The 21,600-nt window shown below is 33.9% G+C and carries 25 protein-coding genes and 1 pseudogene; 15 read left to right on the forward strand and 11 right to left on the reverse strand.

Translation table 11 applies throughout. The features are described 5' to 3' along the window. Genes ACLUJM_RS03320 through ACLUJM_RS03330 form a run of 3 tightly spaced genes read left to right on the forward strand, consistent with a single transcriptional unit; the run spans window position 1 to window position 2,385 of the window. Window positions 1-216 (forward strand): cation transporter, encoded by a 216-nt coding sequence (locus ACLUJM_RS03320; RefSeq protein WP_094224112.1) that lies wholly within the window; start codon window positions 1-3, stop codon window positions 214-216. Beyond that, entirely contained in the window at window positions 216-2,027 is a 1,812-nt protein-coding gene (locus tag ACLUJM_RS03325; RefSeq protein WP_412412138.1) for a heavy metal translocating P-type ATPase, read from the forward strand. Before ACLUJM_RS03320 ends, ACLUJM_RS03325 begins: the two co-directional genes overlap by 1 nt. A gap of 46 nt (window positions 2,028-2,073) precedes the next feature. Continuing rightward, window positions 2,074-2,385 (forward strand): hypothetical protein, encoded by a 312-nt coding sequence (locus ACLUJM_RS03330; protein WP_002835878.1) that lies wholly within the window; start codon window positions 2,074-2,076, stop codon window positions 2,383-2,385. A 47-nt stretch (window positions 2,386-2,432) separates the two neighbouring features. Here ACLUJM_RS03330 and ACLUJM_RS03335 read toward each other — a convergent pair whose 3' ends face one another. The 7 genes from ACLUJM_RS03335 to thiS all read right to left on the reverse strand — a co-directional run bounded on the left by ACLUJM_RS03335 (window position 2,433) and on the right by thiS (window position 6,415). After that, complete coding sequence (locus tag ACLUJM_RS03335) at window positions 2,433-2,699, reverse strand: type II toxin-antitoxin system YafQ family toxin (RefSeq protein WP_094207915.1); 267 nt, start codon at window positions 2,697-2,699, stop codon at window positions 2,433-2,435. Then, complete coding sequence (locus tag ACLUJM_RS03340) at window positions 2,699-2,956, reverse strand: AbrB/MazE/SpoVT family DNA-binding domain-containing protein (protein ID WP_094203161.1); 258 nt, start codon at window positions 2,954-2,956, stop codon at window positions 2,699-2,701. Before ACLUJM_RS03340 ends, ACLUJM_RS03335 begins: the two co-directional genes overlap by 1 nt. A 104-nt stretch (window positions 2,957-3,060) precedes the next feature. Continuing rightward, complete coding sequence (locus tag ACLUJM_RS03345; protein ID WP_094206621.1) at window positions 3,061-3,636, reverse strand: ECF transporter S component; 576 nt, start codon at window positions 3,634-3,636, stop codon at window positions 3,061-3,063. A 67-nt stretch (window positions 3,637-3,703) separates the two neighbouring features. Then, window positions 3,704-4,858 carry a 2-iminoacetate synthase ThiH gene (thiH, locus tag ACLUJM_RS03350; RefSeq protein ID WP_412412140.1) on the reverse strand — a complete coding sequence of 385 codons (1,155 nt, stop codon included), beginning with the start codon at window positions 4,856-4,858 and terminating at the stop codon, window positions 3,704-3,706. A gap of 7 nt (window positions 4,859-4,865) precedes the next feature. Next, the gene (locus tag ACLUJM_RS03355; protein ID WP_278731915.1) at window positions 4,866-5,630 is read right to left on the reverse strand and encodes a thiazole synthase; all 765 of its coding nucleotides are present in this window, start codon (window positions 5,628-5,630) and stop codon (window positions 4,866-4,868) included. Then, a complete protein-coding gene (gene thiF / locus ACLUJM_RS03360; protein WP_154255021.1) occupies window positions 5,620-6,216 on the reverse strand; it encodes a sulfur carrier protein ThiS adenylyltransferase ThiF in 597 nt (198 codons plus the stop codon). Before thiF ends, ACLUJM_RS03355 begins: the two co-directional genes overlap by 11 nt. A 1-nt stretch (window position 6,217) precedes the next feature. Next, on the reverse strand, window positions 6,218-6,415 hold the full coding sequence (gene thiS, locus ACLUJM_RS03365; RefSeq protein WP_002835868.1) for a sulfur carrier protein ThiS: 198 nt from the start codon (window positions 6,413-6,415) through the stop codon (window positions 6,218-6,220). 232 nt (window positions 6,416-6,647) lie between these two features. Here thiS and ACLUJM_RS03370 point away from each other — a divergent pair, with 232 nt between their 5' ends. The 8 genes and pseudogenes from ACLUJM_RS03370 (at window position 6,648) to ACLUJM_RS03405 (ending at window position 13,412) form a co-directional block, all read left to right on the forward strand. Continuing rightward, a complete protein-coding gene (locus ACLUJM_RS03370; RefSeq protein ID WP_412412141.1) occupies window positions 6,648-7,259 on the forward strand; it encodes a glutathione S-transferase family protein in 612 nt (203 codons plus the stop codon). A 188-nt stretch (window positions 7,260-7,447) separates the two neighbouring features. After that, a complete protein-coding gene (locus ACLUJM_RS03375; protein ID WP_156849568.1) occupies window positions 7,448-8,968 on the forward strand; it encodes a YifB family Mg chelatase-like AAA ATPase in 1,521 nt (506 codons plus the stop codon). Between the two features lie 333 nt (window positions 8,969-9,301). After that, entirely contained in the window at window positions 9,302-10,411 is a 1,110-nt protein-coding gene (locus ACLUJM_RS03380) for a hypothetical protein (protein WP_412412142.1), read from the forward strand. A gap of 240 nt (window positions 10,412-10,651) precedes the next feature. Next, window positions 10,652-10,921, forward strand: coding sequence for a hypothetical protein (locus ACLUJM_RS03385; protein ID WP_412412143.1), 270 nt, complete (start codon window positions 10,652-10,654; stop codon window positions 10,919-10,921). Window positions 10,922-11,101: 180 nt separating this feature from the next. After that, a pseudogene (locus tag ACLUJM_RS03390) lies at window positions 11,102-11,509 on the forward strand (hypothetical protein). After that, window positions 11,493-11,819, forward strand: coding sequence for an HTH domain-containing protein (locus tag ACLUJM_RS03395; protein ID WP_412412144.1), 327 nt, complete (start codon window positions 11,493-11,495; stop codon window positions 11,817-11,819). Before ACLUJM_RS03390 ends, ACLUJM_RS03395 begins: the two are co-directional and overlap by 17 nt. A gap of 114 nt (window positions 11,820-11,933) precedes the next feature. Then, window positions 11,934-12,773 carry a PH domain-containing protein gene (locus tag ACLUJM_RS03400; protein ID WP_412412145.1) on the forward strand — a complete coding sequence of 280 codons (840 nt, stop codon included), beginning with the start codon at window positions 11,934-11,936 and terminating at the stop codon, window positions 12,771-12,773. Window positions 12,774-12,869: 96 nt separating this feature from the next. Beyond that, window positions 12,870-13,412, forward strand: coding sequence for a GNAT family N-acetyltransferase (locus ACLUJM_RS03405; RefSeq protein ID WP_412412146.1), 543 nt, complete (start codon window positions 12,870-12,872; stop codon window positions 13,410-13,412). 84 nt (window positions 13,413-13,496) lie between these two features. Here the strand turns inward: ACLUJM_RS03405 and ACLUJM_RS03410 are convergent, their stop codons facing one another. From ACLUJM_RS03410 to ACLUJM_RS03420, 3 genes are all read right to left on the reverse strand, one after another. Continuing rightward, on the reverse strand, window positions 13,497-14,462 hold the full coding sequence (locus ACLUJM_RS03410; protein ID WP_412412147.1) for a 3-hydroxyacyl-CoA dehydrogenase family protein: 966 nt from the start codon (window positions 14,460-14,462) through the stop codon (window positions 13,497-13,499). A gap of 109 nt (window positions 14,463-14,571) precedes the next feature. Beyond that, complete coding sequence (locus ACLUJM_RS03415) at window positions 14,572-15,627, reverse strand: DUF2871 domain-containing protein (protein WP_412412149.1); 1,056 nt, start codon at window positions 15,625-15,627, stop codon at window positions 14,572-14,574. Then, a complete protein-coding gene (locus ACLUJM_RS03420; RefSeq protein WP_412412150.1) occupies window positions 15,614-16,192 on the reverse strand; it encodes a TetR/AcrR family transcriptional regulator in 579 nt (192 codons plus the stop codon). The genes ACLUJM_RS03415 and ACLUJM_RS03420 overlap by 14 nt, the downstream gene beginning before the upstream one ends. A 597-nt stretch (window positions 16,193-16,789) precedes the next feature. On the opposite strand from ACLUJM_RS03420, the gene ACLUJM_RS03425 reads away from it, so the two are divergent. Genes ACLUJM_RS03425 through ACLUJM_RS03435 form a run of 3 tightly spaced genes read left to right on the forward strand, consistent with a single transcriptional unit; the run spans window position 16,790 to window position 18,838 of the window. Next, entirely contained in the window at window positions 16,790-17,002 is a 213-nt protein-coding gene (locus ACLUJM_RS03425) for a helix-turn-helix domain-containing protein (protein ID WP_412412151.1), read from the forward strand. Next, window positions 16,995-18,110, forward strand: coding sequence for a hypothetical protein (locus tag ACLUJM_RS03430; protein ID WP_412412152.1), 1,116 nt, complete (start codon window positions 16,995-16,997; stop codon window positions 18,108-18,110). The genes ACLUJM_RS03425 and ACLUJM_RS03430 overlap by 8 nt, the downstream gene beginning before the upstream one ends. Further along, window positions 18,107-18,838, forward strand: coding sequence for a DNA-methyltransferase (locus ACLUJM_RS03435; RefSeq protein ID WP_412412154.1), 732 nt, complete (start codon window positions 18,107-18,109; stop codon window positions 18,836-18,838). The genes ACLUJM_RS03430 and ACLUJM_RS03435 overlap by 4 nt, the downstream gene beginning before the upstream one ends. Before the next feature lie 93 nt (window positions 18,839-18,931). On the opposite strand, the gene ACLUJM_RS03440 is transcribed toward ACLUJM_RS03435, so the two are convergent. Further along, entirely contained in the window at window positions 18,932-20,008 is a 1,077-nt protein-coding gene (locus ACLUJM_RS03440) for a DNA adenine methylase (RefSeq protein WP_412412155.1), read from the reverse strand. Between the two features lie 963 nt (window positions 20,009-20,971). On the opposite strand from ACLUJM_RS03440, the gene ACLUJM_RS03445 reads away from it, so the two are divergent. Further along, window positions 20,972-21,600: hypothetical protein (locus tag ACLUJM_RS03445; RefSeq protein ID WP_412412156.1), on the forward strand; the 629-nt coding region annotated here is incomplete at its 3' end.

Consider the following 21,600-nt stretch of genomic DNA (forward strand, 5'->3'; position numbering starts at 1 on the left):
ATGAAAAGAAGATATACATTAGAAAATTTGGGATGTGCAAATTGTGCAGCAAAAATGGAAGAGAAAATCAAGGAATTGGACGGAGTAAATTCTGTTACTGTGAATTTTATCACTACAAAAATGGTATTGGATGTAGAAGATGACAAGTTTGATTCTGTGTTGAATCAAGCAAAGGACATCATCAAATCAATTGAGCCTTACGTTGAAGTAAAATAATGAACAGAGAAATAAAATTAACGATAGCTTCGGCGATATTTTTTGTAATCGGATTTTTTATCAAACAACCATACGCAAGACTTGCGGCTTTCGCTGTGAGTTATCTGATTGTAGGAATTCCAGTAATAAAGTTAGCGTTTTTGAATTTGAAAAACGGTCAGTTATTTGACGAACATTTCCTGATGATGATTGCAACTGTGGGTGCGTTTTTCGTTGGAGAATACGCCGAAGGTGTTGCTGTTATGCTTTTTTATCAAATCGGGGAGATTTTCCAAGACAAGGCCGTTGGGAAATCTCGTGATTCTATCAAGGAATTGATGGACATTGCACCGACTTTTGCGAATTTGAAAACGGAAGATGGTTACGATAAGGTGGATCCTTACGATGTGAATGTGGGAGATATTATCGTAGTCAAACCGGGCGAGAAAGTTCCGTTGGACTGCGTGGTAGTAGATGGAAGCTCTATGGTTGACACGAAGGCGTTGACTGGAGAAAGTGTTCCAATTACTGTCGCAAAAGGCGAGGAACTATTGTCTGGATACATCGTGATGGACAAGGTTTTGAATGCGAAAGTTACGAAGGATTTTGAAAATTCTGCAGTGACGAAGATTTTGGATTTGGTGGAAAATGCATCCAGCCAAAAAAGTAAACAAGAAAAATTCATCACGAAATTTGCAAGAGTATACACTCCTGTTGTAGTATTGGTCGCAGCAGCACTTGCGATATTGATGCCTTTGATATTGAAACAACCTTTCCAAGTGTGGTTGTATCGTGCGTTGACATTCCTTGTAATTTCGTGTCCTTGCGCACTTGTAATCAGCATTCCGTTGAGCTTTTTCTCAGGGATTGGTGCGAGCAGCAAGGCTGGGATTTTGGTTAAAGGAAGTAACTACATCGAAAAGTTAGCAGAAACAGACACTGTTGTTATGGATAAAACTGGAACATTGACACAAGGTGTGTTCAAAGTTGTCGAAGCGAAATCAGTTGGATTTTCAGATGAAGAAATGATGAAATACGTTGCGAGTGCTGAGAAATCATCCAACCATCCAATCGCACAATCGATTATTGATTATTATGGGGACAAAGAATATTTGAACTTGGAATCTGCAGAAAATATCGCAGGCCAAGGGATACAAGCTGTGATAAATGGCAAACATATCCTAGCAGGAAATGCTAAGCTTTTAAAAGATGTTGAATTTGAATCGATTGACACTACAGACACTGTTGTCTACGTTGCAATTGATGGAAAATTTGCGGGATATATTAGAATCGCCGACGAAATCAAACAAGACAGCGCACAAGCAATCGTTGATATGAAAAATGTCGGCATCAAAAAAACATACATGCTAACTGGTGATAATGATTCTGTAGCCAAATCAGTAGCAGAAAATCTCAAAATTGACGAATACAAATCCAAGTTACTTCCACAAGATAAGGTTGAAATTGTAAAAGATTTGATAGAAAAGGGAAGAAAAGTGGCATTCGTAGGAGACGGAATCAACGATGCGCCAGTGCTTGCACTCAGTGATGTCGGAATTTCCATGGGACAAATCGGAAGCGATGCGGCAATTGAAGCGAGCGATGTCGTAATCATGACAGATGAGCTAACGAAAATTGCCCAAGCAATCAAAATCTCAAAGAAAACACTCAAAATCGCAAAACAAAACGCGTATTTTGCAATCGGTGTGAAAATAATCGTGCTAATATTATCGGCACTTGGACTTACAAATATGTGGGCTGCAATCTTTGCAGACGTCGGAGTTACAGTGCTTGCTATTTTGAATTCATTCAGAGCTATGCGAGTTAGTTGAGTAAAATCGAAATCTCATTTATACTAATCGTAAAGGAGATGATAAAATGAAAATCGTAGGGTACGTGTTCTTGGGAATATTTGCTATCGCACTCATTTATGGAATTTATTCAATATCTAAAATATTGGCAATCGCCAAGATTAGAAAAAACGTCAACTCCGAAAAAGTGTGGCAAACTATCTCACAAAATAATCGTCAACCAGTAGCGTTGGATAGGATTTTGATGAGAAAAAACAACAGAAAATTTACCAAAAAAGAAAAAGAAATGATATTAAAAAGAATATCTACTTGTAGAAAATGCATCCTTGTAGGATTATTAGCGTTGATACTAGCAATCGTGTTTATAGCGATAGGGTAATGACAAAAATAGCGTCAGAGTAAAATCTGACGCATTTTTTAATTTAATCAAAAATCAAATAAAATATCGTGATGACCAATATCCAATAAAATAATCATCTCATTATCTTCGTAATACCAAATAATTCTTATATCCATGTTCACGGAAGATTCCCACAAACCATCAGTTCCCTTGATTTTTTTAGTTCTTAATGAAGGATGTGTTGGATTATCTATAAAAAATGAAAGTTTTTTCTTAGTTTGCTTTTTTTCGATATCAGATAATTTTTTGTAGTGCTTTTTAAATGATTTCGTGTAAGTTATTTTATAGCTCATTACTTGTCCAACTCTTCAAAAAGAGAATCAATATTGTCAAAAATAGGTTGGTCGCCATTTTCAATCGAAACTTTTAGTTCTTTAACGGATTTTTTTAAATTTTCAATCACACGTTCTGGATATACAGCTACAGGGACGAAAATAATCTTACCATCTTCTTCCATAACTTCGAATTGATCTCCTTGATTCAAATCAAGAGAATTCACAATATCTTTTGGAATTGTCACTTGCGACTTTGCTTTAAGTTCAACTAACATATTATCACCTCTCAAGTTAGAATTTCCTACTTTCTAACTTAATTGTAATATCTTTTATTTGAACTGTCAATAAAAATAGCGTCAGATTAAAATCTGGCGCATTTTTAATCTAATAAATGTGAGCGTTTCAACACTGGACGTACTGCCATGTACAAAATATTTGCAACGATAACAGTCACAACAGCATTGAAGAAAGTTACACCGGCACTGATTTTCGCCAATGCAGATGCTATTTGTTGTGGTTGACCCAAGACATATAATTTATAAAAATAACCTACAAATGGATCAGCGAACACATTGAACAACATCCCTGCACATGAAGCGATAACAGCCCACTTCAAAATGTATTTGTTGTCGTTAGATTCGTTGATTTTCTTGGATTTGTGAGCGATTGCTCCCACAATCAAACCAATACACAACTTCAACACGAAAGTCTTCGGAGCGACCATTATATACACAGGATCCATGATGTCTGCGATAGTCATTCCGATTGCACCAGCAAGTCCACCGTAAAGACCGCCAAGTAAAAGCGCCGCCAAAACCAAGAACACATTACCAAAATGGATCGATGTGAAATCTCCACCTGGAACTGGCACCTTGATTTGTAAATAAGTGAACGTGATGAAACACAAAGCAGCAAGCACTGCACATTGAACAAGCTTGTGAGTTTTTCTGTCCAAATAAACCCCTCCTCAAAATAATTATAATTAAAGTGTATGGTTAATGTGATAGATTGTCAATTGTTTTCTACACATCAATGTAGTCGCTATACACAGGATACAAGTTGTACTTCGCCAAATCGTGTTCTACTTGGTCGACTGTTCGTGTGTCGTTGATTAAAAATTGTTCGTCGCCTTTATCTTTTTCATCATTACGTCTTCCTATTCCCGTGTCGACGCTTGCGGAGATTTTGGTAGCTCCCATTAATAGTGACAAGTTACGAAACTCGTTAGATTCTCTGGTTGAGATTGTGATTTGGGCGAATGGTAAGAAGATTCTGGTTGCGATTATAAATTGCATCAATTTTGTCTCAGGAACTTCTTTTATGTTCAAATCTTCTTCGTTTTTCGTTGGCCTGATTCGTGGAAATGATATGCTAATTTCTGCGTGTGGGTATTTTTTTTGCAGTAAATTTGCGTGCATTCCCAAACAAAAACAGTCTTCAATTCCATCAGAAAGTCCGAACAATGCCCCGAATCCTACGCCACGAATTCCTCCCATGATTGCACGTTCTTGCGTGTCCAATCGATAAGGAAAGCAAGATTTGTGTCCAGTTGGGTGGTAGAATTTGTAGTTTGTGGGGTTGTATGTTTCTTGGAAAGCTGTGACGAAATCGCAACCTGCTTCGTGGAGTTTCTTGTAATCTTCGACATTTGTAGGATACACTTCAACTCCAACTACACGGAAGTATTTCTTCGCCAATTTTACGGCATCGCATATATAATCCACTGAGGAGTATTTTTGCGATTCACCTGTTAGAATCAAAATGTCTTCGATTTTTTCGCGTCTCATTTGTTTCATTTCAGATTCTATTTCATCCATGGTAAGTTTAGCACGGACGATATCTGATTTCGCCCTGAATCCGCAGTATTTGCAACTGTTTTCGCAATAATTTGCGATGTAAAGTGGGCTGAACAAATACACGTTGTTTCCGAAATATTGTAGTCTTAGTTTTTGTGAGATTTCTCCCAATTCTTCTATAAAATCAATCGCAGCATCGCTTAACATATTGTAATAATCAAAATGGTCCAACGCTTCGTTGTTTTTTATTTTTCCCAAAGTTCTTCTAACATCATCAGCTGTTACATTTACAGATTTTACCTCGGATAATTTTTCGGATAATTTATCGCAAATGTCCGAATGAATGTCTTGCATATTGCTAAAATATTTGAAATCTTCCATTTGTCGCCTACTTGAAGAAATCTCTGAGTGGAGATGATGGGTCAGCGCCTGTTTCCAAAACTCTGCCTGGTTTTGCGATGTGAGCTAGTCTTCCAGCTTTGATTGCTAGTGCGAAAGCTTCTGCCATTTTGTTGATGTCGCCGCTTGTAGCGATGGCAGTGTTCGCCATGATTGCACTTGCGCCCATTTCCATGGCTTCGCATGCTTGTGATGGTTTGCCGATTCCTGCATCCACAATCACTGGCAAATCAATTTCGTTGATGATGATTTGGATGAAATCTTTGGTTGCAAGTCCCTTGTTGGATCCAATTGGAGAGCCTAATGGCATGATGCAACTTGCACCACTCTCTTTCAAATCTCTAGCGAAGTTCAAATCTGGATACATATAAGGCATAACGACGAATCCTTCGTCCGCCAAAACTTTTGTAGCTTTCAACGTTTCAACGTTGTCTGGAAGTAAGTACTTGCTGTCACGCATGATTTCTATTTTCACGAAATTGCCGCAGCCCATTTCACGCGCAAGTCTTGCAATTCTAATCGCTTCGTCGGCGTTTCTCGCTCCAGAAGTGTTCGGAATTATCGTCACATTTTCTGGGATAAAATTCAAAATATTTTTCGTATCGTCTGTATTTGCACGTCTAAGTGCCACAGTAATCATCTCGCAGCCTGCAGATTCCACGCAAGCTTTGATAAGGTTGGGATCGTACTTTCCAGATCCAAGTATAAATCTTGAGTCAAAAGATTTGCCACCCAAAATCAATTTATCTTCCATTATTTTCCTCCAATAACCAATTAAGTGCGATTATAGCTTGTGTGCTTGCCGCCATCATCACGTTTGGATAGTACAAACCGATGTCGGTCTTCGTTTCAAAATCGCCACAAACTACAATGTTGTTCATTTTTTTAATTTTCATATCTAATTTTTTCACGCCGCCAATTCCAGACACCGATATTAGTTTTTTGTCAGTTCCGATAAAATGCTCCAACACCAATGACTTTGCGTATTCGTCATCGAACGCCTCGATTACGATATCGTAGCCGTCGGTCAATTCGTCGATGTTACTTTCAGTAACTTTGATGTTTTCAACAGATATATTTGCAAATGGCAAAAACTCACCGCAAATTTCCTTGAACGCATCGACCTTGTACTTGCCGACATCAGTTGGTCTGTAGATTTGCCTGTTTAAGTTGGAATATTCAACTGTGTCGTAGTCCACGATTTTGATGGTGCCAATGCCTGATTTTGCAAGCAAAAAGCATGAATTGGTGCCCAAACCACCACAGCCAAGGATCAGAATTTTGGATTTTCTGAAAATGTCTGTGTGTTCGGGGATTTGTCTTTTAAAAATCTCCTGCATTTTAACCTCCTCCAACAAATGAAAACACCTCTATTTCGTCGTTATCAGTGACGATAAAATTATCGTAGTCGATTTTTTTGACGAGGTTTTTGTTCACTTCGCAAACTGTCAACTCCACATTGAAGTTCAAATCTTCAAGAACTTTTCTCAAAGAAGAATTTTCTTCGAATGGATATTTGACAGAATTTACAGTAATCATATTTCACCCCCTAAAAAAAATAACACGAAGGAAACCTACACCCGCGGTGGTGTACCCCTTCGTGTTAAACACTCTGTGATTATTATAGCACATTAATTTGAATTTTCAAAAATTTATCCGAGAAATTTGTCACACAAATTTTCAAATTTGCCCAATGATTTGCCCAATCAATTTGATTATTAAAAAAGAATAAAGGGTATACAATTTACAGTAAAACAAAAGGAGGAATGTTATGAAATTATATTACGCACCAGGCACATGCGCTGTTGCTTGCTGGATTGCTTTGGAATGGGCGAAAGCAGATTATGAAGTAGAAAAGGTACAACTTGGAACAGATGAATACAGAAAAATAAATCCGTTGGGAGCAGTTCCAGCACTAGATATTGGAGAGGGAAGGGCGAGAAGCGAATTGGCAGCGATTCTTCGCTACATTTTGAACAAATACCCTGAAAAAGATTTGGGAGCAGATGAAAGCCCTGAAGATAAGTTCCAATTCGATGAAATCATGGCTTTTATGACTGGAGATTTTCATCCAGCATTTGAAGCGTTGTTCGTACCAGCTGGCTTGACAACATCAACTGACGAAGCAGAGATTGATAAAATCAAACAAAAATCATTTGAAACTATCGATAAAATGATGACTCATTTGGACCGTTTGATTGGTGATGGCGATCACGTTTACAAAAATAAGAAAACAGTATTAGATCCTTACGTTTATATTCTTACTCGTTGGAGTGAAATGACTCCAAAATCTTGGAAAGAATATCCAAATATCAAGAGAGTTTCGGAAGCTTTTGAAAAGGACGAAGTTGTACAAGAAATCGTGAAAAAATCTCAACAATAAAGATATTGTATCGGTGTAGATTTTGTCTGCACCGTTTTTTATTTGTCCAAATACAGTGATATAATATATATAATAAGTTTGTATAAAATTGTTTGATGATTAATGTCTGTTGCAATATCAAATCAATAGACTTAATTGTCCATTTTTCGATAGAAATCACATTAATAATTAGGTAACAAGGAGAAATTATGTATTCGAAAGTAAACACGTGTTGTTTGGAAGGGTTGAACGGGTATGTCGTGGAATGCGAGTGCGACCTTGCGAATGGTCTGCGTTCGTTTAACATTGTTGGTCTTCCCGACACTTCTATAAAAGAATCTAAGGAAAGAGTGCGCTCTGCAATTGAAAACACTGGAATCAGATTTCCTGTAAAACGTATCACGATTAATTTGGCACCTGCAAATTTGAGAAAAGAAGGATCTCAGCTAGACCTTGCGATTGCGATGGCTATTTTGCAATCAATGGGAGTTGTGGAAGATTTTTCAGAAAAATGGGCGTTCATCGGAGAACTATCATTGGACGGACGATTGAACCCAGTAAATGGGTCGTTATGCATGGTGTTGTCGCTGAAAGATTTGGGATACGAACGAGTTTACATACCCAAACAAAACGCACAAGAATGCAGTATGGTCAAAGGAATCGAGAAGGTTTGTGTGGAAAGCTTGGATGAAATCATCAGGATTTTGAATGGCGAACAAGAAACTAAAATTCTGGATGATATTGACATCATGCAGCAAGAAATACAATACGACGTTGATTTTTCGGATATAAAAGGACAGAAATTTCTCAAAAGAGCGATGGAAATATCTGCTGCAGGATTTCACAATTTGTTGATGATTGGGCCACCAGGAAGCGGCAAAACAATGTCAGCAATGAGACTTAGCACGATTTTGCCTGACATGAGCTTTGATGAAATAATGGAAACCACGAAAATTTACTCCGTAGCAGGATTATTAGGAGAAAAAAACATCGTAACCACAAGACCATTTCGCTCGCCTCACCACACCGCAAGCCAAGTCAGTTTGATAGGTGGCGGCAGAGTTCCAAAACCAGGGGAAATCAGCCTCGCTCACAACGGAGCATTGTTTCTAGACGAGCTTCCCGAATTTTCCAAATCGACAATAGAAGTGTTGCGTCAACCACTCGAAACGAAAAACATAACCATAACAAGAGTCAACGCGTCCTTGTCATATCCTGCAAATTTCCTATTTGTCGCAGGAATGAATCCGTGTCCGTGTGGATACTTCGGAGATCCTAACCACGAATGCACTTGTTCACAAAATCAAATCGCAAACTATCTGAATAAAGTCAGCCGCCCGATACTCGATCGAATTGACATCCACGTCGAAGTGTCGCCAGTAAAATTAGACGAACTCACAACAGATGAAAAGTGCGACACATCAGAACAAATCAAAAAACGTGTACAAGCAGCACGAGAAATCCAAAAACAACGCTTCGAAAAAGAAAACATCACAACCAACGCACAAATGAACACCCGACAAATTAGAAAATACTGCAAATTAAACGATGAGTTAAACTCCATAATACAGTTGGCATTCGACAAATACAAATTCTCCGCACGATCATTCGATAAAATCCTCAAAATATCACGCACAATCGCTGATTTGGATGGAAAAGAAAACATCGAAGCAAAACATTTGATGGAAGCCATCAGATATAGAACAGTGGATCAGAAATACTGGGGGTAGGGTGTGCAAATGATACCCAAAAGGGCAAAAATGATACCCAAAATGATACCCAAAATGATATCCAAAAACTGTGACCTATTGGATAGTTAGCTATTAAAATAAGCGTATAAATTAAAAAAAAGACCCTAGCTTTTAAATCGCTAGAATCTTAATTTATGTTTACACATTTGATTTAATCGTTAATTCTCCCCTCTTCTCTTTTATAAAAATAGGATCAATAATATTTTAATAGTATTTAAGCTAGTAAAACATTAAAATATATTTCGTAATATTATATAATAAAGCTATAATGAAAATAACAATTGAACTTACAAAAAAATAAGGAGAAAAAATATGATTGAAGTTGAATCTACAGTTGAATTGAATGAAGATGTCAAAGATAAGTTAATTGAATTAGATGAATCTCATTTAGACAAATTAAATCCTTATGGATTAGAAAAGATTGGTGATGAAGAGACATATCCTGAATTAGATAAAATTATCAAGCAATTTCTTGAATATCATAAAGGAAATGCTGATGGTGTTTTTTCATGGGTTAAGGAGCTGAATAAATTAGCTGAAGAAAAAAAAGGGGAAAAGATTCCATACGTTGGTGATTCTGCTAATCAACACTATGGCTTACCAACACATATCAATGGGGATTACAAAAACGGTTTAATTTATCATTGTCTTTTTAATGCTGGTACAAATGGTGTCGAGGATTCTTTAAAAACAACTGATTCCAAAGATGATCCTAATCCTGATAATTGCACATTAGAAGAATATTATAAAATACCAGAAAAGGATGATAAAAAAGGCCCAAAAGACATTAATGAATTAATCTCTAAAGATAAAGAACTAAATGATAAGATTAGAAATATTAGAAATAATGTTATAGGCCCAGATTCTATATTAACAAAAGAGTTGATAAACGAAAGAAAAGGTGCAGAAAGAGGTTATTACAGTGAAAAATACTATAAAGAAATATTAAAAAAAAACGAAGATTTTTATCTTAACCCTAAGAAAAATGAAGAGGAAATTGCTAAAAGAACCAATAATTTGGTAAATATAGAGTTGTATCCTCTAAGGTCTAAAAATAAAAAAGGGGCTGGATATAAAATTAATAAATTTTCTTTATTTGGTGCTTATATTATACTTTACAGAATCGGAAAGTATTTAAATGAAGTTGATTCAATGAATGATATTCAAAAACCTAGGTTTATATTTAGAAGTTTCACAGAATGGGAAGAATGTATTAAAGCTGCTATAAGAAATTATTTTAACTTTGATGATGATAACGACAAAACAGATGAATTATTTGAGTATCTTTATGATAACTTCTTCTTAGAATTCTCAAGCCCTAATGCTGGTAGTGTTAGTAGTGTTAATGTAGTGAAAAAAGTAAGAATTGGTAATGAAAGATTTGATAAAATGACAGATTGTCTATCAGATCCAGAAAAGTGAAAATAGTGTTAAATAATCAGTTAAACATGTGACTTTTAATTAGAAACCAAGTTAAGATTCTAGCAAATATAGCTAGAATCTTTTTGTTATTTTATTAATTATAAGTACATCTTTGAAAAATCAACTAAACTTGGTTGATTTACTGGTATAATGTAGTTAGATATGGATTCGAAGTGATAAAAAATGAATTCTTAATTATTTAGACAGATTTTAAAAATAAAAAATGAAAATGAGGTGTTAATGGATACAAACAATAATAATATTGACAATCAAAAAGGAAATTCACTAGAAAAATTTGATGTAGACACTTATATGTTTAACATTGAAAAATATTTGCCAGATTTAAACGATGATGATTTTTATGCTTTGGGGTCTTCTATCTTGAAAGGTTCAAAAATTAATCTTGATACAAATATTAAAATTAGACCCCACATAGAAGATGTTAGTAGAAATCTTATAACAACAAAAATAGATTTAAAACAATTTAATAAAAATTTTAATGACCACTAACTATTTTTAAATGATTCAGCTTCTGTATTACATGATGTTAGAAAAATTAGAGCATCAGATATTAAAATAAGGCCTAATTTCAAAAATATTGATTTATATTCTAATGCTAAGCTATCTTTTAGTTTAATAAATCATGAAAATATAAAACCATATATTGAAAAATATATTAAGGCAACATTGATGTCAAATGAAACAAGAATTTCCGAATACACGAAAGATTTATCAAATTCACTTGTAACATCAGAACAAATAAAAAAACGAGTCGAAGCTGCACGAGAAATCCAAAAACAACGCTTCAAAAACGAAAAAATCACGACCAATTCACAAATGAACACCCGACAAATTAGAAAATACTGCAAATTAAACGACGAACTAAACTCCATCATATAATTGGCATTCGACAAATACAAATTCTCCGCCAGATCATTTGACAAAATACTCAAAATATCACGCACAATTGCAGACCTAGACGGAAAAGAAAACATCGAAGCCAAGCATTTGATGGAAGCCATCAGATATAGGACAGTGGATCAGAAATACTGGGGGGTAGTGGTGACCGCATGTTGCACGTGTGCATGCACAAGATAATGCACAAAAAGATGCACATGCACAAGGCGATGCACACAAAATGACATCGAAAGAAAGACGTCAAGAAATAATAAAAATACTCGAAGAAAACCCAGAGATATCAACATTGGAACTATCAAAAATATTCTCGGTTTCAAGAAGTACAATAAGCAGAGACCTGAGAAAGTTGCAACGTGTTGCACAGGGCGATGCACAAGATAATGCACAAAATGATACCCAAAATGATACTCAAAATATCACGCACAATCACAGACCTAGACGGATAAGAAAACATCGAAGCCAAACATTTGATGGAAGCCATCAGATATAGGACAGTGGATCAGAAATACTGGGGGTAGTGGGGGCAGACATATATTTATAAATATTTAATGATACTATAAATTTTAAAAACATAAAGGGGGAAAAAATTTACGAAGAATTCAAAGTGCCATTAGGTGCAACGTGGATAGTTAAAGATGATTCTATTATTATCAAGAAAGAGGAAATACCTTTTTCTGATATTAATTATTTAAATGAGGTATTTAAAGCAAATAAACTTGTAAATGGTGTTTATGAACTTGGCGTTAAAGGGAAAAAATATAACTTAGTTTTTACAAATAAAGATAAGGAAAGAGCATTAGATACATTGAATTTTCTTAGAGAAAAGATTAATTGTCTAGCTGAAAATAGGGCAAACTATGAAATAAATGATTGTGATAATACGTTGCTAACTGCAAAAGGAATGTATTCTTACGCAAAGGAAAATGGATTCGGAACAGGATTTACAAAAGGGCTTGGTGAAAAACATTTTGCAGTATTAGAGAAGAATTTACTAAAGGATGAGATTCCAGTTATGACGTTTATAGGACTTCATAATTATACTGGTGGAACAAATCATGATGGTAATTTTGCTTATGCATTAACAAATAAAAGATTAATAATAGGTCAATGGAAACTTATTGGTGAAAATTTTCAATCAATAAAAATTGAGAATATTAATGATGTTACATTTACAAGTGGTATCTTATTTGGGGTTCTTACAATTGACTCATTAAAAGAAACATTAAACGTAGCTCTTGATAAAATTTCTGCACAAAGAATAAATGAAGCTTTTCACGAAGAATTTGATAAGTTTAGCAGGACAAAGAATGAAGCAAATATCGTAAACAATCAGAATACTAACTCAGTGGCTGATGAAATCAGAAAATACAAACAACTATTAGACGAGGAAATAATAACAGAAGAAGAATTTCAAAGTTTAAAAAAGAAATTGCTAGGAATTTAATATATAGGACAGTGGATCAGAAATACTGGGGGTAGGGCTGCAAAATCAAAAATTTGAACACTAATTTATTATGTGCTCATTAAACAAGGAGAGAAGATGAAAATACAACTGGAAAGATTTACCGATAAGCACAAAGAAAAGATATGGAGAGATGGATTTTACGAAAAATTACCAGAGTGGGCGAAGTTCAATGGACCATATTTTGAAGATTATGTTCATTATGAAAGCTTAGAATCATTTGAAAAATCTGGTATTTGGAAATATCTTCAACAACCCAATTGCAGAGCTATATTAGTAGACGGTGTTGTCGTTGGAATGGTATCTCAAAATTGGATTGACGAGAAAACTAGATGGATGGAAATAGGAATTGTGATTTACAACGAAAATTACTGGAACCAATCCATAGGAACGAAAGCTCTCAAATTGTGGACGGCTGAAGTGTTCAATGATAATCCAGAAATCGAACATCTAGGACTGACTACTTTCAGCGGCAATCCACGAATGATGAAGGCTGCAGAAAAAATTGGATTCACACAAGAAGCAAGAATCAGGAAAGTTCGATATTGGAACGGCACATACTATGATAGTATGAAATACGGCGTTACACGAGACGAATGGGAAAAATTATCGCAGAAATAAAAAATAATGTAAATCAAAAAACTTAAAAATATTTTTACACACAAAAATCTCCCGAAACACTCGGGAGATTTTCACATTATATCATTAAATTTTAAAATCTTTGTGAAGCCTTAGTATTTCGACAAGCATACCATCACGATATTTTGCGAGTGATTCGTGAGTGTTGCCTATGTCCGCCGGTCTGTTTTTGATTGCTTCGTGAACTCCGTCGACTGTTTTCTTCTTGATGTCGTCTGTGAATTTCGTCCATGTAGCAGCATCTTCTAGCCAAGTTTCCATTGAAGGGCCGATATGGTCGAGTAAACCTTGAAGTCCGTGTTCACCGCCGCCTAGTTCAAATATTTGTCCTGGACCCATAATTGCCCATCTAATTGCAGGGCCAAATGTCAACGCAGTTTCGCAATCTTCCATGCTAACGACTCCCTTGTCAACCAAATCCATCATTTCACGAAGCACCACGGCTTGAAGCCTGTTTGCTATAAAACCTGGAACTTCATTTCTGATGATAATAGGTTTCTTGCCCAATCTAGTAAATAATTCACGAAGATCGTTCGCAGTTTCTGGGTCGGATTTTTCTCCTTGTGAAATCTCAATCAGTGGAATCAAATGAGGTGGGTTGTAAGGGTGCGCTCCGAAAATTCTTTCGGGATGTTCGGCATCTTCTGCGATTTTAGTGACTAGTAGTCCCGATGTTGCTGAACACAAAACGGCGTCAGGTTTTGCGTATTTTTCAAAAACCTTCACGAATTCCTTCTTCACGTCGTAATTTTCTGGAATACACTCTTCCACAATATCTGCAAATTCAATCGCTTCTTGTTCGTTCGTAGTATAACTGATTCTTGATAAAATCGTTTCCTTATTTTCGCTAACGACTTTTTTCTCAATCAATTCGTCTACGTATTTTTCGATTATCTTCTTAGTCTTTGCTTCACTTTCCAAGCTTCTGTTGTAACTTACAACATCCATCTTGCCCATAGCAAAAAGCAAAGTAAAAGATGAACCAATCACGCCACCGCCAATTACACAGGTTTTTTCGAATTTTCTAGCCATAAAATCCTCCTTTTGTTAACTTAGATATTTACAATACTTTCACTACATATATACCCAAACAAAGTCCACAAAACACAAAAAGAGTAGCTTGCATAAGCTACTCCCATAATTACTTTGCTATTTTCAAATTATATAATTTCACAAACATCCACACAATTCCAACTGCTAGAATAATGTGACCGATGCCAGAAGTTCCGTCGATTGCCGCACGAATAATCACGTCCGTTCCTTCACGAACCACTTCGTAAATTCCAATCACAACCATATTTACCACAGTGAACACAAGTCCTGTAAGATACATTTCATAAGGTTTCTTCAAAGCTTTTACATCGTTCATATCTTTTGCCAATAAATACACCAATAAACTAACCACAAATCCCAAAACCAAAGTATGAACGTGGATTTTGCCAAGATGAGTTACATCTGTAAAAGCGTAGAACTTCGTAAATTCACGGTAGAACACGCCGCCAATTAAACCCATAACCAAAAGCGTAATAGAATTTGCGAACAAATTATTAACACGGAATTCACTCACAAAATGTTTGAAACCAAACCACACAATCAAGAAATACGCCACAGTTTTAGGCATCATCAAAGCACCAATAGCAGGAACTGTTTTGCTGAACAAAACAACAGGAATGTAGAATAAGAATGATAAGAAAATCAAAAGCCACATGTGCTTAAACGCATCAACATCTTTCTTCTTGTATGACCACACAATCAACAGAATTCCCATAATCAAGAAAGGAATATTCCTGTAAATTCCAAACATATAATTGCCATCTGCGCTTCCCCAATTATTTTGTGGCAATAACACAAGAATAATCCTCAAAGCAGCTAAACCATAAATCATCCATTTCTTAGAATTGTCCGTATCGTTACTTTGCATGCGGTAATAATGATAATAAAGCACGTAGAAAATCGTCATCGTAATGCTCGTTACAAATTGACCCCATGATAATGCAGCTGCATGCGCCTCAAAACCTCCTGGACTCAAATGGGAAATCACCCTTGGAAGCAAATGGAAGCCATCTCCCAAGCCCAAAACAATCGCCATAGCGCCGAACAATTTTGCGCCCTTAGTTTTTTCTAACAACAACCTAACACCAAGAGCCACCATAACCGACAAATAAATTACATCAAATAAACTCTCAAATATTTTCATTCTCAACACCTCGTTTCAGCCAGTTAATATGCAAATTATATTTTTCAATGAAAACATCCCTGGACCATTCTTCCTTAAAATTTCTCTCAATCAAACCGTGAACAATAGCCTTCATAAAATAAATAAGCTCATGATCAATACTACTCTTATCATTGTGAAAAATCGCGTAATATTCCTTCTTCTTAGCCTTCCAGCCATCCTCCAGCTCGCTATTCCAATACAAATACCTAAACTTGTACAAATTATACTCGCCATCTTCAAAAATCACATCGCACACCTCATCTCCAAACGCATCCAATGCCACGGACACATCGTTGTTGTTCTTCTTCAACACAGACATGAAAAGCAAATGCACATCCTTCGTTTCCTTATCCAAAATGTAAAAATAACTATCCATCAAATCATCAAAATATTGGTAGAAACTCCCACGTGCAATCGACAACCTCTCCACAATATTTTTCACATTACAATCCTTGTAAGGCTTCGTGGAGAACTCATCCTTCAAGACCTCATCAATCAAATTTTTCTTATCTTCACTCAAATTATAAAAAGTTTGCTTAGGCATATAATCACTCCTCAAATAAAATGACACTTTGTCATAATTAAATTATATGTGACACAGTGTCATAGGTCAAGATTTTTTTCACATAACATCAAACGATTCAACATAGATGAAACAGTACTAATCAATGGCGCCGCAACATACGCACAATACGCCATCGATTTTCTAAACCAACAATAAAAATTTAACAAAAAAACCAACTATAAACATCGCTCATATTACATTTCCTCCAGGAATCGAGGATTTGATTCTCCAACAAAATCAAACCAGCAAGCATTGCTTGCTTAATAATGAGAGTTGGTTGACATAACCAGTGCGGCTACGGCTACGCTGGTTTTTTATTGGGGGGAATGGGAATAGCATGTAAAAGATTCAGATGATAATAAAAATTTATCATAGAGAAAAAAGAGAATTAAATGGCAAATGACAAGGATTTTCGAATATAAAGAAAATAGGATAGGCACAGTGTGATATTTATCGGCAGTCTCCTTACGATGTATGGAGCAATAGATAGAAAATAGTTTCTTATAGTCCGTTGACTAATACACAACAAAAAATATAGGATAGAAATGAAAAGATGGTGAGAAGGTGGTGTTCTATTTGCTAAAAAAATTTGGGGAAAGAGTAAAAGATTTGAGAAAAAAGAGAGGGCTAAGTCAGGAAAAATTTGCATTACAAATTAACATGGATAGAACTTATTTAGCTTCTGTAGAAGCTGGGAATAGAAATATTTCATTAAGGAATATTAGCAAAATTGCAAAAGGATTTGGAATACCTATATCGGAGTTATTTGAAGGAGTAGAAAATGAGTAAAGGTAAGAAAAAATACATAATAAATGAAGATGAATTAATTATTAATCAAGATGAGAAAATATATGTGAATGATATGAATGATGAAATTGAAATAATTAAAAAAAATGAAGATATTAGTAAAAATAAAGAGAAAAATAAAGAAGAAGAGGGACTAATAGATAGCGACTTTGATGAACAAGAAATTGAAAATCTGGAAATAGTTGATGATGATAATTTAAATATATCTGATAAAACAGAAGATTTAAATGAAATGGAGATAATTGTCAAAGATATTGTCTTTGCGGAATTTTCAAGGCTAGTCGATACTATAGAGGATGATTTTGTTGTTAATTATAATAAGAAAAGATACAATTTTTTACTATCACAACTTGACGAGCTTGTTACTGCCACTATGGTGTTTGTAAGTAGCTTTGAATCAAAAAGTGGTAATGCAATAGAGAGGGTAGCGGAGAGGGTAGCAAGAGTAAGATATGGAGAAGAAAATGTACCTTCAATTATCAACCCTAGAGGTATAGAACACGATATTCAAGCGGAAGATGTAATTGGTCAGATTATTGTAACTGACATAGACTTAGATCATGGAACCTTGAAAGGAGAAATTGCAAAATTCAGAGCTAGTAACGTCGCGCGTGGAAGAGGGAAAAATAGAAAAACAAGTGGGGTTACACAAGAAAGCATAAAAGAATTAATAACATTGGGCAAGAAATATAAAATAGATGAAATAAAAATTAAACCAGTAGACTTGGCATTCTATGATGGTGAAAGTTGGAACATTCTAGAATTAAAAGCTGGAGGTGATTTAGATAGTTCAAATGCACCGTCAAATGTAGAAAAACTACTTTCAATTTATACAGGAGTTAATGTAGAAAATGCAAAAGTATATTTTGCAGCTCTTTATAATAAAAACGGAGAAGGCAATACATGGACAGGGGCGGTAAAAAAACATATGGCTTACCCAGAGATGTTCTTAATAGGAAAAAAATTATGGAATAAAATTTTGCCAAAAGGAATAAGTTATGAAAGATTTACAGAACTTTACAAAATTGCTTTAGAAGAAATAGATTTAAATGAAAGAATTAAGTCTATGATTAGGAGCGCTGTGAAATGAGGTATGGGAAAATAATTAATGATGATTGCATAAGGCATATACAGTCATTACCAGATCACTCTATAGATTTAATCTTAACAGATCCTCCATACAATATAGCACAATATTCAAGAGGAAATATTAAGTTGCCGAACAGATCAGAAGTCAATAATGACTTGGGTTCATGGGATCATAGGGAAATTAATCCGCTTGAATTTGTAAATGAATTCAAAAGAGTGCTTAAACCAAAAGGTAATATTTTTATATTTACCAGCTATAATCTAATAGGTAAATGGCATGAAGCATTTGATAATGAATTTGATACATTTCAATATTTTATCTGGCATAAGACAAATCCGATGCCAAAAATATATAAAAATGGATTTTTAAATAGTTGTGAAATGGTTATTTGTTTGTGGAATAAAGGACATAAATGGAACTTTATTAATCAAAGAGAAATGCATAATTTTTTTGAATGCCCGATATGTATGGGGAGTGAACGACTAAAAAATCCAAAACATCCTGCACAGAAACCTTTGAAACTAATTAAACATTTGATAAGTATTGGAAGTTATGAGGGAGATGTTATTTATGACCCTTTTATGGGTGTAGGAACAACCTGTGTAGCTGCGAATGAAACAAATAGAAAGTTTATAGGAGTAGAGATAGATAAAGATTTTTTTTATGCGGCAGAAAAAAGAATTAAAACTAGTATAAAAAAGTTAGAGTATGAAAGAGGAAAATTATAGATAATTTTCTACTGTCAAGTATAACCCTCCTGATTAGTTTGTTGTATTGTAATCGGGAGGGTTAGACATAAGAATATAAAAATGTAAACGAAATTAAAAGTTTTTAATTATTAAATGCGTTACACTTCTTTCGTTTCGGCTCCTAACATTATATGAATATTTTTTTTTAAAAGATAAAATTTCGAAATCTGATTTATATAAATCATATATGAAATCTGTGTTCTTGATTATTAAAATAAATTTCGAAGGAATATTTTTTAAATAATTACATAATCGTATTTGATCTTCTAGCTCAAATGAATTGCCCTCATAGTCAGAAAAGTCTGTATCATATGGAGGATCTAAAAAAATAAAGTCATCAGTAGTTAGATTAATCCTGTCTAAAAATTTTTCGAAATCCAAATTATATATTTTTGTATTTTTAAATATATTTTTCGTTTTTACATTAAAAAGAGAATCTATTTTATTAATAAATTGCTTCCTGTTATAACTCATACCTCCATAGGGAATATTAAATTCACCTTTTTTGTTATATCTGAACATCGAACCATAACAGTATTCTCTAATAAAATAAAAATTTGCAATCTCAAATGGCTTTGTTGTATCAATTTTGTTTAAGTTTATGTCGTTGAATATATTCCTAAAATACAAATAAAATCCGCTCGTAAATCCTGTTATTAAATTTTCTAATAAATCAATATCACTAAATTTTCTTTTTAAAGTATTTTGTTTTGTTCTATCAAACTTATCTAATACACTTGTTATAATTGCTTCTGAATAATCATCTAAATCTAGGATTATATTTTCTGAAGTTTCTGATTTAGATAGTATAAATTTGATAGTATCAATTGATTTAGTATCATCATCGTTGTAATAAGATTCAAGAATTTCATTACTATATAAATCGCACGTATAAATTAAAGACTGAAATGAACTATCGTACTTTAGCAATGTTTCTTTAAATTCTTCATTTTGTTCTTTAACAAGTTCATAGAACGACATTAATGATGAAGAAATATCATTTATTATAGCGTTAGAGGGCATTAATTCAAAAAAAACTGCTCCGCCTCCAAAGAAAGGTTCAATATATCTAGTATATTTTGGTATAAAGCTCTTAATTTTATTGAATTCCCTGGATTTTCCACCTGGCCATTTTATTATTGGTTTCAAAATAAATCACCTCCCTAAGATATTATTTAATATAGCATAAATGTTACTTAAAGTCAACAATGTGTTGTCTTATAAGATTATTTAAATTGAGTATTCAACTTCACAAATTCATGTATAATCATATTTAAATTATGTTAATTTGCATGACCTTCTATAGAGACGATTGATTAAATTTGTAACCAATGCCGCGGACATGGCATCACTATCTTCATACGTCTGATAAGTTGAATTTGTGCAGTAGCTGGATTACATTTGAACAAATAGATAATAATTATATCACATGTCATTTGCTATTGTAATTCCTTGTAAAATTTATTCTAATTTTTATATAAGAACTTTTATGTTTATTGTACATTGATATAATCTCGATTTTACAAAAAGGTAGGTTGCAATGGAAGAATTTGGATTCTGATTTTTAATTTTAGATGAATACGAAAGTAGTCATTCTCAATTGCATTCATTAAATAATTTATTAACTTAATAAGCTAGAGTTAATAGCAACAATAGTATTATAATAGAAATACAAAAAAATGAAAATTGCACTGGAACTAATACCTACCAAATAGAGAATAGTAAGCATATAGCATTTAAATTAACTATGAGGCAAAAAAAGAAGGGAAGTTTTTAGCAGCATTCAAGAAAGATTAATGTAATTATGAATTATAAGAAAAATTACTATGAAAAGGAAAAATCTCTTCTATCGACATTCATAAAATGTTCAATTTGTATCTGTATTATATTATGTAGTCAACTAGAAAGAAGAAACCGATAAACAACACAAAACTTTTAAAAAATTGATGGAGAACGAAATAGACTCAGTATTCTTTGCAAGGAAAGAAGTGTTGTGCATAATATTGAAGTAGCAATGGTAGTGTGTACTCATTTTGTTTAAAAATAATATTGTTTTTAGATCGATTTTATTACAACTAATAGATGATGTATAATTACAGCAGGGGTGCTGTAATGAATGAGTCATTTTTTGAGGTGATTTCAAAAGAATTTTGTGGAGATTTTGAAGATAGCTTATATGAATACAAAACTGGTCCTGCTTTAGTAAATTTTTTTAACTCGAATTTTGGATACAATGATCAGTATAATAGTAGTTTTCCAACTAGATGGATCTACGCTAGTGAAAGAATCAAAAATTTATATAATAATGGTAAAATGAAATTATTCTTCTCTTATATAATGTCCGTTGAGTTTAATATTCAGGAAAAACAAAAAACAACTGTTGAAGTAGTTACATTTATCGAAAAATTAAAGGACCATTGGAATAGGAAATTAAGGCCATTTAAATACCAATTAATTCAAGTAGGAGATTCGTTTGAGTTGACACATCTTGACGAAGATCTTGAATTAATTGGTGAAGGTGGATTTGCTAATGTATATCTTCAAAAATCTACTGGTCTAGTTATTAAAAAATTAAAAAGAGAAAATCTTCTTGAAGAAAATAGCAAACATAGATTCAAAAGAGAATTTGAGATTACTAAAAGTTTATCTGACATAGAAGGGATTATTAATGTATATGATTTTAATGAGTCTGAATATTTTTATGTTATGGAAAAGTGCGATTCAACTTTATATGATTTTTT

The sequence above is a fragment of the Finegoldia sp. genome (assembly GCF_046991905.1).
In the GTDB taxonomy this organism is placed as follows: domain Bacteria; phylum Bacillota; class Clostridia; order Tissierellales; family Peptoniphilaceae; genus Finegoldia.